Source organism: Halorubrum sp. Ea8 (assembly GCF_002252925.1).
Lineage (GTDB): Archaea > Halobacteriota > Halobacteria > Halobacteriales > Haloferacaceae > Halorubrum.
In genome coordinates, this window is record NZ_NHPF01000134.1 from 17,794 (window position 1) to 31,600 (window position 13,807).

11 protein-coding genes are annotated in these 13,807 nt (G+C 66.0%); 7 read left to right on the forward strand and 4 right to left on the reverse strand.

Translation table 11 applies throughout. The features are described from left to right. Positions 1 to 7: 7 nt before the first annotated feature. A complete protein-coding gene (locus DJ74_RS15905) occupies positions 8 to 1,291 on the reverse strand; it encodes a tRNA pseudouridine(54/55) synthase Pus10 (protein ID WP_094527884.1) in 1,284 nt (427 codons plus the stop codon). Between the two features lie 129 nt (positions 1,292 to 1,420). On the opposite strand from DJ74_RS15905, the gene DJ74_RS15910 reads away from it, so the two are divergent. From DJ74_RS15910 to DJ74_RS15920, 3 genes are all read left to right on the forward strand, one after another. Continuing rightward, positions 1,421 to 1,807 carry a DUF5830 family protein gene (locus DJ74_RS15910; protein WP_094527885.1) on the forward strand — a complete coding sequence of 129 codons (387 nt, stop codon included), beginning with the start codon at positions 1,421 to 1,423 and terminating at the stop codon, positions 1,805 to 1,807. A gap of 341 nt (positions 1,808 to 2,148) precedes the next feature. After that, positions 2,149 to 3,489 (forward strand): hypothetical protein, encoded by a 1,341-nt coding sequence (locus DJ74_RS15915; protein ID WP_141212732.1) that lies wholly within the window; start codon positions 2,149 to 2,151, stop codon positions 3,487 to 3,489. Positions 3,490 to 4,141: 652 nt separating this feature from the next. Beyond that, a complete protein-coding gene (locus tag DJ74_RS15920) occupies positions 4,142 to 5,842 on the forward strand; it encodes a tryptophan--tRNA ligase (RefSeq protein WP_094527887.1) in 1,701 nt (566 codons plus the stop codon). Positions 5,843 to 6,248: 406 nt separating this feature from the next. Here the strand turns inward: DJ74_RS15920 and DJ74_RS15925 are convergent, their stop codons facing one another. Continuing rightward, positions 6,249 to 6,611 (reverse strand): DUF5518 domain-containing protein, encoded by a 363-nt coding sequence (locus DJ74_RS15925; RefSeq protein WP_094527888.1) that lies wholly within the window; start codon positions 6,609 to 6,611, stop codon positions 6,249 to 6,251. A 292-nt stretch (positions 6,612 to 6,903) separates the two neighbouring features. On the opposite strand from DJ74_RS15925, the gene DJ74_RS19460 reads away from it, so the two are divergent. Then, positions 6,904 to 7,806 carry a helix-turn-helix domain-containing protein gene (locus DJ74_RS19460; protein ID WP_217900347.1) on the forward strand — a complete coding sequence of 301 codons (903 nt, stop codon included), beginning with the start codon at positions 6,904 to 6,906 and terminating at the stop codon, positions 7,804 to 7,806. Then, complete coding sequence (locus tag DJ74_RS15935) at positions 7,799 to 9,796, forward strand: ATP-binding protein (RefSeq protein ID WP_394338319.1); 1,998 nt, start codon at positions 7,799 to 7,801, stop codon at positions 9,794 to 9,796. Before DJ74_RS19460 ends, DJ74_RS15935 begins: the two co-directional genes overlap by 8 nt. A gap of 209 nt (positions 9,797 to 10,005) precedes the next feature. On the opposite strand, the gene DJ74_RS15940 is transcribed toward DJ74_RS15935, so the two are convergent. Beyond that, complete coding sequence (locus tag DJ74_RS15940) at positions 10,006 to 10,965, reverse strand: acetamidase/formamidase family protein (protein WP_094527889.1); 960 nt, start codon at positions 10,963 to 10,965, stop codon at positions 10,006 to 10,008. Between the two features lie 227 nt (positions 10,966 to 11,192). On the opposite strand from DJ74_RS15940, the gene DJ74_RS15945 reads away from it, so the two are divergent. After that, a complete protein-coding gene (locus DJ74_RS15945; protein WP_094527890.1) occupies positions 11,193 to 12,647 on the forward strand; it encodes a lamin tail domain-containing protein in 1,455 nt (484 codons plus the stop codon). After that, positions 12,644 to 12,940, forward strand: a complete 297-nt coding sequence (locus DJ74_RS15950) for a DUF3006 family protein (protein WP_094527891.1) — start codon at positions 12,644 to 12,646, stop codon at positions 12,938 to 12,940. Before DJ74_RS15945 ends, DJ74_RS15950 begins: the two co-directional genes overlap by 4 nt. Positions 12,941 to 13,378: 438 nt before the next feature. Here DJ74_RS15950 and tnpA read toward each other — a convergent pair whose 3' ends face one another. Further along, positions 13,379 to 13,777, reverse strand: a complete 399-nt coding sequence (gene tnpA / locus DJ74_RS15955; RefSeq protein WP_094527892.1) for an IS200/IS605 family transposase — start codon at positions 13,775 to 13,777, stop codon at positions 13,379 to 13,381. Positions 13,778 to 13,807: the final 30 nt, after the last annotated feature.

The window sequence follows — 13,807 nt, forward strand, 5'->3', positions numbered from 1 at the left end:
GGGGGCGTCAGTCTCTGAAGAACGCGTCGCGCTCGAACGGCTCCGCCTCGCCCTCGACGGCGACGACGTCGAGCGCGGTGACTTCTGCGCCGACGCCCAGCAGCCCGGCGAGGCTCGGCTCGGTGCGGCCCTCGTCCCCCGAGATCAGCTCCTTGATGTAGAGCCCGCCGGCGCCGCGGACCTCGACGGTCGCGTGACGCGGGTCGTCGATCTCCGCGGTCGCCTCGTACACGTCGCGCTCGCGGGTGAGGCTCGCGCGCCGGTGGTCCACTCGGTTCGGGGTGTACTGCTCGACCGTCGTCCCCTCCAGTTCGTCGACCGCCTCGGCGAGGGCGTCGGCGTCGACGTCGGCGTCGAACGCCACCTGCGCGCGGTAGCGCTTGGCGGCGTCGTGCTCCTTCACGCGCTCGACCATGTCGTAGGTCGCGAGCCGGAGCCCCTCGACCTCGACGGCGCCGTCGGCGAAGGCGTTGATGTCCGACTGGAGGCGCTCGACGTCGACCCGACGCCGACGCGGCTCCTCCACCTCGATCACGAACGGCCGTCCGGTGCCGAGCATGAGCGCGTCGACGTCCTCGCGGCCCGCCCCGTGGAACGTCGCCTCCGTCCCGTCCATCACGTCCTCGACGATCGGCGCGGTGTACTCCTCGACGCTGTCGTCGTAGAGGTAGCCGGAGCCCCCGCAGTGGTCGCAGGGGTCCGCGCCCTGCCGGCCGGAGCCCTTGCACTCGCGGCAGGGCCACTCGGTCTGGGGGATGTCGCGCTCCAGTTTCCTGTATCGCCCGTACACGAACGTCGAGTTCACCTTCGCGTCGATCGCGTCGTCCGCGAGGTCGATCGTGAACTGCACGTCCGGGCGGTCGAAGGACACCTCCGCGCCGGTGAGTCGGCCGAACCGCTTGCCGACCTCGCGGTTGAACTCGGATTTAAACGGTTCGCCCGCGTCCTCGTCCAGCCCGGCGTCGGCGCGGAGCAGCGCCTCGTTCTCCTCGATCAGCGGCGGCGGGCGCGTGCCGACGTTGTACGTGGCGAACTCGATCCCCTCGACCGCCTCGGCGGCGCGCTCGGCCCACGCGTCGAACTCGGTGCAGCGGCCCTCGCAGACCCAGCAGTCCGCGGTGTCGACCGGTTCGTGGTCCTCGTCGTCGCGCAGCGAGAGCGAGACGCGCAGCGCCGACCCGCGCTCGGCGTTCGACAGCCCGAAGCTCCGGTCGGCGACGAGCCGGCCGAGACAGGCGTCACACACCGGTCCCGTCTCGGTCGCCCGCGCCGCGACCTCCAGTACGTCCATACGCCCTCCAGCGGCCCGCGTGGTAACTGTCTTACTACATCGGGGGCGACGGGCGGTCGCGGGGGACCGGCGCCGCGGGACGCGCGGCCTCCCGGCCGACTTAAGAGGGTCCGATTCGTTTCGCCGGGCGTGAACGAGCCGGCGTCCCGGGAGGAGAAGCTGGAGCTCGGCGTCGAGCTGCTCGCGCACCTCGAGCACGAGGAGCTGGCGCTCCCCGACGCGATCGACCGGATCGAGACGGTGACGACGAGCCCCGCGCTCACCCGCGACATCCTCGACGCCGCCGAGAAGCGCGGCGTCATCGAGCGCGAGGACGCCCGGCTCCGAGTCCAGCGAGGCGGCACCTACGTGAACTACGACAGCCAAGTCACCCAGCGCGAGGGCGACTTCGAGTGCCGCCGCTGCGGGACCTCCATTACGACCGGCCACTTCGTGAAGCTCGACGCGGGCGAGCTCGGCCCGTTCGGATCCTCCTGCATCCGAAAAGTGACTGGGCGCGATAGCGACGACGAGTGAGCGTCGCAGCCGCGACTCACGAATGTGAGGCCCTGTTGAAATCCACCATAGCTGATAGTTTGGAGAGGCCGTGATGAATACAGCGCGCGTGTCTCGCACTGATAGGGTGGCAGATCAAGATGACCGGCTCAGTTTGATTAGGGAGACCACATAACATACAGACCGTCATTCTATCCGGTTTCTGTCACAAGCGCCGTACAAGACTCAGAGTCCGAATTCAGTATATGTTAAAGGCAGACTGTATCAGTAATTAAGCCTTAGAGCGGGTAATCCCTGTATATTAATGTTAGTTCTTTGAGATTATATCATGCCCCTCGTAAGATTAGGGGGGAGGGAGAGCCATGACAAGAAGAAACCGACCGTTTCAGCGACGCAACGTGTTAAAAACAATCGGTACGGCGGCTCTGGGGGCCGCCGTTTACACAGGGAGTGCCACGGCGCAAGCCGATATCAATGTTCCCGATGATTACGGGACTATTCAAGAGGCGGTCAACAATGCTAACGTTGGCGATATGATTGAGGTTTCGGCGTCGGGCGGACCCTACAACGAAAGTGTCGATATCGACGGACCGGACAGCCTCACGCTACGAGGGGTCGACGATCCGACGGTCGTCGGGGATGGTACCGGCAGTCGGCCCCTCGCCACGTTCCACGTCGACGATGGGAATGGTCCCATCCGGAACGTCGCCATCGAAGGGTTCACCGTACGGAATCCGGACGGGAAGTTCGGCATCTTCGCCGGGACGGGAACGACCAATAGTAATCCCGATGGGATCGGTGGACTCGTTGTCCGGAACAACGTCGTAGAGGACATCTCTACTAACAGCACTGGCGGCTCACTCACGGGCGGCCCTGCGGGGATCGGTATCCGCGGTGACTACGGCACCGACGGGAACCCCGGAATCGAGATCAGTGACAACGAGGTCAAAAACGTCCAGACGAGCAGTAGCGTGAATGCGGCCGGGATCACGCTCAAAAGCTTCACTGGCGATGCGGGGTTCGGCAGGGACTCCAACGGTGATAGTGTGAGCGACCCCTCCAGTCCACCTGCCACGGACACTGACATTCGCAACAACGACATCTCGGACATCGCCGGCGGCGGCGGGAGTCGTACGAAAGGCATCTCGGTCAGTGGTGAGTTCGAGGACGTGCTCATCAAAAACAACAGTATCACTGATATCAGTAGTTCTGGCTCGACGACCCTCGCAATCACCCTCACCGAGAACGGCGGTTCGTTCAGCGGCAATGGATACGACATCGATGACGACGGTAACGGCGAACGCATCGGCCCGCGGAACTTCGTGATCGAGCGTAACGATATCGACAATCTCACTGGACTGAGTGGCCGTGTGTCTGCCCTGTTCATCGGTGGCTACGAGGACCTCGGCGACGACCACGATGTCCACTTCAACAACTTCCTCTCCGGCGCGGTCTCCCGGATCTTCTTCGATCAAGACGGATTTCAGGAAGCTGATGCAGACGTGCTCTCTGCCAATTGTAACTACTGGGGCCACGCATCTGGACCCGACGACGGAGACCAGCCACAGGGCAAGGGCCAACCTGTTTTCGGTGAAGTCGACTATCGTCCGTGGTCCGTTCGAGAGATCGGACAAGGAGAAAACCCCGACAAATCGTGTGTCGGTGGAAAGAACGATGACAGAGGAGGGGGACAAGGAAACTAATACTATCCGCTGAATAGATCTGCTTATCGTTCTCTCCGTATTGATCGATTTTTCCTATCCCTCCGTTACGATCTATATAGGGTGCAGAATACACGCTGTGTGTAGGACCGGTGGGGGATACCGCCCTTTTCTGACAAGATTATGAGTGGTCAGTATGTCGATCTTTCTCCTTCTGATTCAGAACCGCTTGCCTGGAAGAGCGGGCTCTGGATTGCTGCATACGACCTCTGTATCTCGCACCCAGCTTGTATCAGTTTCATAGGATTTCAACAGAGCCGAATGTGAAGAATTTGCGCAGTGGCGCGTGCGACTCTCGGCCTTCGGCCGCTCGTCAACACGCGCGAGGTCGCCGGCGCTACGCGCCGGCTGCCAGAGAATCTCCGATTCTCGCTGGAGCCCGCGGCCGCCGGCGGCCGCGACAGGGCGAGAGCGAAGCTCTCGCTTGCGACCGGACGTAGTCCGGTGACGAGGCTGGCGAGGCGTGAGGTGCGGTCGCTGTGCGGGGCGGGTCTCGAAGGGGCCGCCTCGAGGCGGCCCATTCGGTGGAGTTCACCGCAGCGTGGTCGAGCACGTATCGCGGGCGACCGACCTCGCATGCCACGTCCTCACGCGCAAGCGAACGGTTTTTGCGTCGACCGACGGGAGGAGACGTATGGACGAGGACACCCCCGAGGAGACGGGGTCGGCGGCGGGCGGTGCCCGCGACGAGACCCCGGGATCGCCCCGCGCCGACGGCGGGACGGAGCGCGCGGACGGACCGACCGAGGACGTCGCGCTCGACCCGTGGGGGTCGGCGTCGGTCGGCGACTACGCGGACCTGTTCGAGGAGTTCGGCATCGAGGCGTTCGACGACGTGGCCGACGACGTGGTCGACCCGCACTACCTGATGCGCCGCGGCGTCATCTTCGGGCACCGCGAGTACGACGCCGTCGCCGAGGCGATGGCGAACGACGAGCCGTTCGCCGCGCTCTCCGGGTTCATGCCGACCGGCGACCCGCACATCGGCCACAAGCTCGTCTTCGACGAGATCATCTGGCATCAGGAGCAGGGCGGCGACGCGTTCGGCCTGATCGCCGACCTCGAGGCCCACTCCGCGCGGGGGATGTCGTGGGACGAGATCGACGAGCACGCGCGCAACTACCTCCTCAGCCTCCTCGCGCTCGGCTTCGACGCCGAGGACGGCGAGCTGTACCGGCAGTCGGATAACCGCGAGGTCCAGGACCTCGGCTTCGAGCTGGGCTCGAAGGCGAACTTCTCGGAGTTCGAGGCCATCTACGGCTTCGACGGCGAGACCAACATCTCGCACATGCAGAGCGTCGTGACCCAGACCGCGGACATCCTCTACCCGCAGCTCGTCGACGAGCCGAAGCCCACCGTCATCCCCGTCGGCCCGGATCAGGACCCGCACGTCCGGCTGACCCGCGACCTGGCGACGCGGATGCGCTACTTCAAGGTGACCGAGGCGTTCGCGAGCTTCGAGCTGGACGACGCGGAGCGACAGCTCGTCCGGGCCGCCTACGACGCGCTCGCGGCCGACGTCGACGACGCCGAGACCGACGTGCGTTGCGAGGGCGCCGCCGCGTGGCTCGCCGACTACGAGCCGCCGGAGGCCGGCGCCGCCGACAGAGACGCCGCCGATGGGGACGCCGCCGACGGAGACGCCGACGACGCCCCCGACCTCGCGGCCGCCAAGTCGACCGCCCTCGACAAGCTCCGCGCGGGCGGTAAGGAGCCGCTCCGCCCCCGCGTGCGCTTCTTCGACCGCAACGCCACCGACGAGGCGTTCGAGGCCCTGATCGAGGCGGTCGAGGGCGACAAGCGCGTCTTCGAGGGCCACGTCGACGCCTTCGACCTCACCCGCGGCGAGGCCGAGTCGCTCGCGCGCGAGGTCGAGATCGATCACGACGGGTTCGGCTTCCGCCAGCCCTCCTCGATCTATCACCGGTTCATGACCGGGCTCACCGGCGGGAAGATGTCCTCGTCGATCCCGGCGAGCCACATCTCCCTGCTCGACGACCCCGAGGACGGCTACGAGAAGGTGAAGGCGGCGACCACCGGCGGGCGCGACACCGCCGAGAAGCAGCGCGAACTCGGCGGCGAGGCCGACGAGTGCCCCGTCTACGAGCTGTACGCCTACCTGCTCGCGGGCGACGACGACGAGCTCACGAAGACCGTCTACTCCGAGTGCGTCAACGGCGAGCGCCTCTGCGGCGGCTGCAAGGAGCAGGCGGCCGAGCTCATGCGAGAGTTCCTCGAAGACCACCAAGAGAAGCGCGAGGAGGTCGAGGAACTCCTCGACGACCTCGACATCGACCTCGACTCCGACCGGCGCGGGACGGGCGGCGAGCACTGAGGCGTCTCCGCTGGAGTCGCGGGCCAACTCTCACGCACTCTTTTATAAATAAACGGTGCGGTGGCGCGTGCCGACGAGCGTCCGGAGGGCGCGAGTCGCACGCGCGAGGGAGTCGGCCGACCGGAAGGAGGCCGACGAGGCTGGGGAGGCGTGAGGCTGTGGTGCGGTCGCGGTCGGGTGAGACTCGAAGGGGCAGCCGCGAGGGCGAAGGCGCGCGACGCAAGGACCGCAGGCGCGAACGGAGTGAGCGCCGAGGACTGCAGCGAGCGCACCGAGTCCTCGCGGCTGGGGCTTTGGTGGTGCTCGCTGTCGATCCGGATTCGATCATTTATATGTGAGTGGCTGGGGCTTCGGAGGTGTTCGCCACCGATCCGAATTCGATCATTTATAAGTAACAGCGACCGACCTACAGCTCGTTTTTTACGTACACGCCCAGCAGTCCGCCGAGCGCGCTCAACACCACGGAGTAGGCGACGCCGCCCAACACCACGATGACGGCGACGAAGACGATCCCTCCGGCCGCGAGGCCGACTTCGAGCGGGAACCCGAAGACTCCAAGGAACGGAAGGATCACCAGCGCGAGCAGCAGCAGCCCGACGATCGGGATCGACGCGATCGCACCGGAGAGCGCGCCGACGCGCAGCCCGTCGTCGCCGTTTAAATACCCGGCGACCGCGCCGCCGAGGAGCGGTGAGATACCGGTAAACGAGAGGAGGGCCGACGCGATAGCGCCGACGACAGCGTTGAGGAGGGTGTTCTCGGTGTCCATGTGCCGTCGGTCTTCCGGGGACGGCATACGTCTTGCGGACCTCGAAGTGCGAGCCATCCACGACCGACGCGACCGGCCGACGACCGAGGCGATAGTTTATGAGGCGGGCGCCACCTCTCACGGGTATGAGCGAGCAGGAGACGATCCACGTCGCGGACGTCAGCGAGGGGATCGGCGGCGACGCGACGGTACGGATCGGGCTGTTCCAACCTCCTGAAGAGTTACGTGACATCACATGACTAGTACCCAGCATGAACGGGACTCTCACTCACGAGCGAACCGGATGTCTGAAATGACCGAGGAAGCCCCGTGGAGGCAGGCGGATCGCCTCCGATCGCTGTACATCGGAGAAGACCTGTCGACGAGCGAGATCGGTGAGCAACTCGGTTGTAGCCGCAAGACTGTCGAGAACTGGTTAAAAAAGCACGACATCGAGAAATCCAGACCTTGGGAAGACGAGGAACGACTTCGCTCTCTCCGCCAACAGGGAATGAGCGAAGCCGACATCGCAGACGAGTTGGACTGTAGTCAAGCAACCGTTCACAACTGGCTAACCAAATTCGGGATCGACACGAGTCGGACGCGACCGGAACGGCCGTGGCACGACGAGGAGACGTTACGTGAACTGTACGTCGAATCGGAGATGACGATGGACGAAGTCGCCTCGGAACTCGGCTGTGGTCGGCAAGCGATAGAGGTGTGGATACATCGTCACGATATCGAAACGCGGTCGTACAACCCGGAAACGCCGAAAGCACTTCAAGATGAATCGAAGCTCAGATCGATGTATCTCTCGGACGGAATGAGTACGTACGCGATAGCAGAGCAACTCGACTGTGCTCCGTCTACAGTCCATGACTGGTTACACGACCACGGAATTGAAACCCGGACAGTCGGTTCACAGCCCGGAGAACTACACCATCGCTGGGAGGGTGGTGTAGACGAATACTACGGCGACAACTGGGCGAAACAGCGGCGTAAGGCCCTTCGGCGAGACGACTACGAATGTCAACGGTGCGGCATCACGCAGTCCGAACACAGGAACCGGACTGACATCGGCTTAGACGTTCACCACAAAACGCCGATCCGTACGTTTCAGTCCCCCGAAGACGCGAACACGTTGGATAACCTTGTAACGCTTTGTCGTTCGTGTCACAATACCATTGAGCCGCCAAACGAGAACCAAAATGACTGACGCTCAACAACAGATCCCTGTCGGCGTCGATCAGGAACAGGACACGGAAATTTCACTCCCAGTAGTGGAGCTGCTCACCGGACGGGGATTTATAACGGGCAAGTCCGGATCGGGTAAAAGCAATACCGCCTCGGTCGTCGCCGAGAAACTCCTCGATTCGGCGCTTGGTATTCTCATCGTTGACGTAGACGGTGAATATTACGGTTTGAAGGAAGAATACGAGATCCTCCACGCCGGCGCCGACGACGAGTGCGACATCGTCGTCTCGCCCGAACACGCCGAGAAGCTCGCGACGCTCGCCCTCGACCAGAACGTCCCGATCATCCTCGACGTCTCCGGCTACCTGGAGGAGGAGACCGCGAACGAGCTCCTCTTGGAGGTCGTCAAGCAGCTGTTCGCGAAGGAGAAGCGCATGAAGAAGCCGTTCCTCCTCGTCGTCGAGGAGTGCCACGAGTACATCCCCGAGGGCGGCGGGATGGACGAGACGGGCAAGATGCTGATCAAGGTGGGCAAGCGCGGCCGGAAACACGGCCTCGGCATCGTCGGGATCAGCCAGCGCCCGGCCGACGTCAAGAAGGACTTCATCACGCAGTGCGACTGGCTCTGCTGGCACCGGCTCACCTGGGACAACGACACGAAGGTGGTCGGGCGGATACTCGGCTCCAAGTACTCAAGCGCGGTCGAGGACCTCGGCGACGGCGAGGCGTTCCTGATGACCGACTGGGACGAGTCGATCCGCCGGATCCAGTTCCACCGCAAGGCGACGTTCGACGCGGGCGCGACGCCCGGGCTCGACGACTTCGAGCGCCCCGAGCTCAAGTCGGTCTCCAGCGACCTCGTCGGCGAGCTCCAGTCGATCTCCGACGAGAAGGAGCGCCGCGAGTCGGAGATCGCCGACCTCCGGCAGGAGCTCGACAAGAAGGACCGGCGGATCGCCGACCTCGAACGCGAGCTGGAGGAGGCCCGCGACCTGAGCAGCATGGCCGACCAGTTCGCGCAGGCGCTCCTCGGGAAGGCCGAGGCGCCCTACCGGGGCGGCGGCGGGGCCGCGCCCGGTACCGAACCGTCTGCGGTCGGCGCCGGCGAGAGGGTCGGGGACGGCGGTGACGAGGACCAGTCGGTCCTCAAATCGTATGACGAGGCGGTCGCAGCGACCCTCGACGGCGACGACATATCCGACGCCGACGGAGGGACGGACGCCGACGACGCGACCGAGACCGCGGCGGACGCGGACGACGCCGAGGACGCCCTCGACGCCTCCGACGCCGCCGACGCCCCCGCCGCCGTCGACGGCGACCCCGAGGACGCCGCCGCGCCGCCGGACGAGGACGTCGAACCCGTGACGCGCGCGGACGTGGCCGAGAGCGCGCTCCGCTTCGACGACGCGGTCGAACTCGGCACCCGCGAGGCGGTCATCGAGGAGCTCCGCGGCCGGATCGAGGCCCTCCCGGAGCTGTCGCGAGGGATGCTCCGTCACTACCGCCGCGAGGGCGTCAGCGACCCCGTCGCCGCCCACATCGACGCCGGCGGCGACGGCGACTCCGGCCACGCCTACAGCCGCCATCGCCCGGTCCGGCGCGCGGGGCTGATCCGGCACGCCGGGCGCGGGCACTACGCTTACGCCGTCCCCGACCTGATCCGGGAGGCGTACGCCGACCGCCTCGACGAGGAGAGCGTCCGGGAGATCGTCCGGGCGGTCGAGACGGTCTTCGTCCCGCCGGCGGAGCGGAGCTATCCGCCGGACGCGGACCCCTCGGCGGTCGATCCGAGCCGAGATCGGACGCCGGGCGACGAGGGCGACGCGGCGCTCGTCAGCGGCGACGGCGGCGCCCCAACCAGCGACGGGTCCGACGTCGGCGACGGAGACGCGCCCGACGGTGCCGCGGACGCGGACGAGAGCCCGGCGGAGACCACCGACCGATCGGACGCCGGCGGCCTGACCGACGCGGCGCGGCGGTTCGCCGACCGCGGCCCGACCGCCGACGAGTGAGCCGGCGGCGGTCGGGGCGCTCGCGGCCTTCGACTCGCCGGTCACCGTCGTCGGACTGCCGCGCCTCGCCGCCGGACTCGCCGCGGTCGCCGCCCTCCTCGCGGCCCGCGGCGGCGGCCTCCCGCGCGCCTGGCTCGTCGGGTTCAGGCGGCTGGGCGGTTCGGCGACGGGGGCGCCGAGTCGGAGTCGGATCGGCGCGGCGGCGACGCTCAGAACGGGACCGAGAGGTACTCGCTCGGCACCGCGTTCCGCGCCGTCACCTGCGGGTCGACCACCTGACTGATCTCCAGGCCGCCGACGAGGCTGGAGAACAGGTACGCCTCGGTCTTGGAGAGGCCGTGGTCGCGCGCCAGCAGCCGAACGATATCGCGGTTCGCGATCGCCACCGCCTCTTCCATCGTCTCGGCGCTCGCGACGGTCTTGACCGCGTCGCCGGTGTCGACGAGCGGGCGGTCGAGCGGGACCTCCGGCTCCTCGATCACGGACAGCGTCACGTCGATCTCGGTGGCGATCTCGGCGCCGGTCCCGCACATCTCGCCGTCGGCCATCGCGGCCTTGGAGTCGCCCATCGCGAGCATCGCGCCCGCCTGGAAGACCGGGAAGTACGCGGTCGTCCCGGCCGTCATGTCGGTCGTGTCGAGGTTCCCCCCGTGGTCGTCCGGCGTCAGGGTCGAGATCGCCTCGTCGGCGGTGGCGACCCCGATCGTGCCGATCACGGGATCGATCGGGACGTCGATCCCCTCGAACTCGATCCGGTCTCCGCCGCCGATCCCGTCGCTCCCGCTGCCAGCGCCGTCGCTCCCGTCGCCCTCGCCGTCCACTTCGGTGATCCGCGTCGCCGGATGCTCGATCTCCGGGTCGTCCTGCAGGAGGCCGAACCCGGGCGCCGTGAGGACCCGCCCGCGGTCCTCTGCGACGCGCACGTCCTCGATCTTGACCGCGAGCACGTCGCCGGGGCTCGCCCCCTCGACGGCGATCGGACCGGTCGCCGCGTTCACCTCCTCGGGGATCGCGTCCAGCAGGTCGTCGTCGCTCTGGATCTCGCCGTTCAGGCTGTCGATGGTCTCGATCGTGAGCGACTCCCCGTCGGCCGCCTCGTAGACCGGCTCCATCTCCGGCGCGAACTCATACACGTGGCCGTCGGTGTGTGAGATCACTTCTCGTGACATGTCGGTCTCGACTCGGGGGCGCGCCGTCAAAAATCCCGGCGGGGAGGTTCCGTTTGAACGGGACGGCGGAACGGAACGCGCGAGAGGGTACAACGGAACGCACGAGAGGGTACAACGGAACGCGCGAAACGACGGAACGGAACGCCTCTCTCACCACCGCGGCTCCAAGTAACGGATATATTTCACGTTAGATCAACTTTACAGGTAAACGTCTCTCATGAGGAACAATGACATCTTCTCGGGGGCTGTCCCGCGTGCTTCTCGTCGTCTGCCTCGTCGCTCTCGCGGGGTGCGCGGGCGCGTCGCTCGGTGACCCGGCGCCCGACACCGGGTCGACGCCCGATACCGGGGCGGCGACCGACGGCGGGGCGGACGTCGCCGCGGCCAACGGCTCCTTGGAGGTCCACTTCGTCAACGTCGGCCAGTCCGTGAGCACGCTCGTCGTCGGACCGGACGGCGAGACGATGCTCGTCGACACGGGCCACTACAACGACGACGGGGAACACGTGCTGGAGTACCTCCGGCGGCACAATATCACGCGGATCGATCACCTCGTGACCACGCACAACGACGCGGACCACATCGGCGGGAACGCCGCGATCATCGACTACTACGAGACGGAGGCCGACGGGATCGGCGCGGTCTACGATCCGGGGATCGCGGCAAGCACACGAACGTACGGCGAGTACCTCGACGCGATCGAGGCGCACGACGTGACGCTGTACGAGACCCGCGAGGGCGACTCGATCGCCTTCGGCGAGGTCGACGTCGACGTGCTCGGTCCCCCGGAGCCGTACCTCGAGAACGAGGCCCGCAACGAGAACAGCGTCGTGCTCAAGCTCGCGCACGGCGAGACGAGCTTCGTGCTGTCCGGCGACGCCGAGGACGACCAGGAGGCGTACCTCGTCGAGACGTACGGCGATGAGCTCCGGTCGACGGTGTTGAAGGCGGGCCACCACGGGTCGAGCAGCTCCTCGAGCGAGGCGTTCGTCGACGCCGTCGACCCGCGGGTCGCGGTCGTGTCGAGCGCCTACGACTCGCAGTACGGGCATCCGCACGAGGAGGTCCTCCGGCGCTTCGCCGACCGCTCGGTACCGACCTACTGGACCGCGACGCACGGCGACGTCGTCTTCGTCAGCGACGGCGCGAACGTCTCGGTGCGGACGCAGCGGGACGCGCCGACCGAACCGCTGTCGCTCCGCGACGGCGACCCGGTCGGTCCCGGAGCGGGCGGTGACGTGGTGGAACGGGCCCGAATAGGCGGCGGCGGGGCGGTCGCCGTCACCGACGGGGGCACCGACGCGGGCGACTCCGGCGGGAGCGGCGACGAGACGGCCGCCGATTCGAACCGCGCGCTCGCGGTCGCGGCGATCAACGCCGACGCCGCGGGCGACGACCGCGAGAACCTCAACGACGAGTACGTCGTCTTCGAGAACGCGGGCGACGAGACGCTCGACCTGTCGGGGTGGACCGTCGAAGACGAGGCCGGGAAGCGGTACGAGATGCCGGACGGGGTGACGCTCGCCCCCGGAGAGACGCTGACGCTCAGGACGGGGAGCGGGACCGACACCGAAACCGACCTCTACTGGGGCGCCGGATCGCCGGTCTGGAACAACGGCGGCGACACCGTGATCGTCGAAAACGCTACCGGGGACCGCGTGCTAGCGGAGTCGTACGAATGACCGAGATCGATCTCGCGGACGGAACGTACACGGCGGTCGTTGACGCGGTCGAAGACGGGTTCGCGACGCTCTTCTTCGAGCGCGACGGCGACGAGGTCGGTAACGTCGTCCTCGGCGTCGACCGATTACCGGACGACGGGCGACACGCGGACGCGATCCTAGACGTGGAGGTCGAGGACGGATCGATCGCGACCGCGACCTACGAACCCGAGCGCACGTCGTCCCGTTCCGAGGCCGCGCAAGACCGGTTCGATCGGTTATCGAGCCGACCGCCGAAAGACGGTCGGGAGTAGCGGTCCGGGTGCGCGGGCCGCGACGCCGGGACGGGACCCACCGCGGGCCGAGGCGGGCGCGTCTGTTCTCGTGTGTCCCGTGAACGGCTAGGCCGGCGGCGAGGTCGCGGTGACGCACTGTCCGCTGGACGCGCCGGTGCTTCACCTACTGAGCGCGGGACGCGAGTCGAACGAGGTGAAGTTCAAATCCGGTGCCGAGCTCTCGAAGAGCGTGAACTGAGGCGTCGCGGTTCGGCGACTCTCCAGTTGTTCGACCTTGTTCAGGTAGCTGACATTTATGACGGACTCCCTGAAATAGTATCCAACGACACGTCCGATACGACAGAATTCAGGTCGCAAAGGGCGTGTATCGGTGGCGTATTTAGCTGAGATGTCCTTGCTCTACAGAGAAAATAAGGCGAGTGCCTCGGGGCTTGACCCCGAGGGTGAAGCCAACACTTAGACGTGTTCTGTTCGTTCGATATACCGTTCAATCGTTTCCGTTGAGACGGTTCCCGCAGTCCCGATGTAGTACGAACGTTCCCAGAACCCACCACCCCACAGATACTCCTCCAAGAACGACTCGTGCTGTTCCCACATCTTCCGGGCCGTGACGCTCTTGACCGTCCGAACAATCTCGCTCGGCGCGTGCTTCGGGTGAGCAGAGAGGAACAGATGTACGTGGTCTGGTGAGATGTACAACGACAGTATCTCGTAGCCGTACTCGTCGCACACGTCCCGAAAACTCGCTTCCAACGAGTCTTCGATTGGTTCGAGTATCGAGTGGCGATACTTCGGACACCATACGAAGTGGTAGTTGACGTTGTACACCGTGTGATTCGACCGTTTCTCGCCCATATCGAACACACTCCACCAACACAGTTAAGT

What these genes read in the sequence shown, in the direction of transcription:
- DJ74_RS15905 (WP_094527884.1), bottom strand. Translation starts at nt 1,291, where the DNA reads ATGGACGTACTGGAGGTCGCGGCGCGGGCGACCGAGACGGGACCGGTG.
- DJ74_RS15915 (WP_141212732.1), top strand. Translation starts at nt 2,149, where the DNA reads ATGACAAGAAGAAACCGACCGTTTCAGCGACGCAACGTGTTAAAAACA.
- DJ74_RS15920 (WP_094527887.1), top strand. Translation starts at nt 4,142, where the DNA reads ATGGACGAGGACACCCCCGAGGAGACGGGGTCGGCGGCGGGCGGTGCC.
- DJ74_RS15925 (WP_094527888.1), bottom strand. Translation starts at nt 6,611, where the DNA reads ATGGACACCGAGAACACCCTCCTCAACGCTGTCGTCGGCGCTATCGCG.
- DJ74_RS19460 (WP_217900347.1), top strand. Translation starts at nt 6,904, where the DNA reads ATGACCGAGGAAGCCCCGTGGAGGCAGGCGGATCGCCTCCGATCGCTG.
- DJ74_RS15935 (WP_394338319.1), top strand. Translation starts at nt 7,799, where the DNA reads ATGACTGACGCTCAACAACAGATCCCTGTCGGCGTCGATCAGGAACAG.
- DJ74_RS15940 (WP_094527889.1), bottom strand. Translation starts at nt 10,965, where the DNA reads ATGTCACGAGAAGTGATCTCACACACCGACGGCCACGTGTATGAGTTC.
- DJ74_RS15945 (WP_094527890.1), top strand. Translation starts at nt 11,193, where the DNA reads ATGACATCTTCTCGGGGGCTGTCCCGCGTGCTTCTCGTCGTCTGCCTC.
- DJ74_RS15950 (WP_094527891.1), top strand. Translation starts at nt 12,644, where the DNA reads ATGACCGAGATCGATCTCGCGGACGGAACGTACACGGCGGTCGTTGAC.
- tnpA (WP_094527892.1), bottom strand. Translation starts at nt 13,777, where the DNA reads ATGGGCGAGAAACGGTCGAATCACACGGTGTACAACGTCAACTACCAC.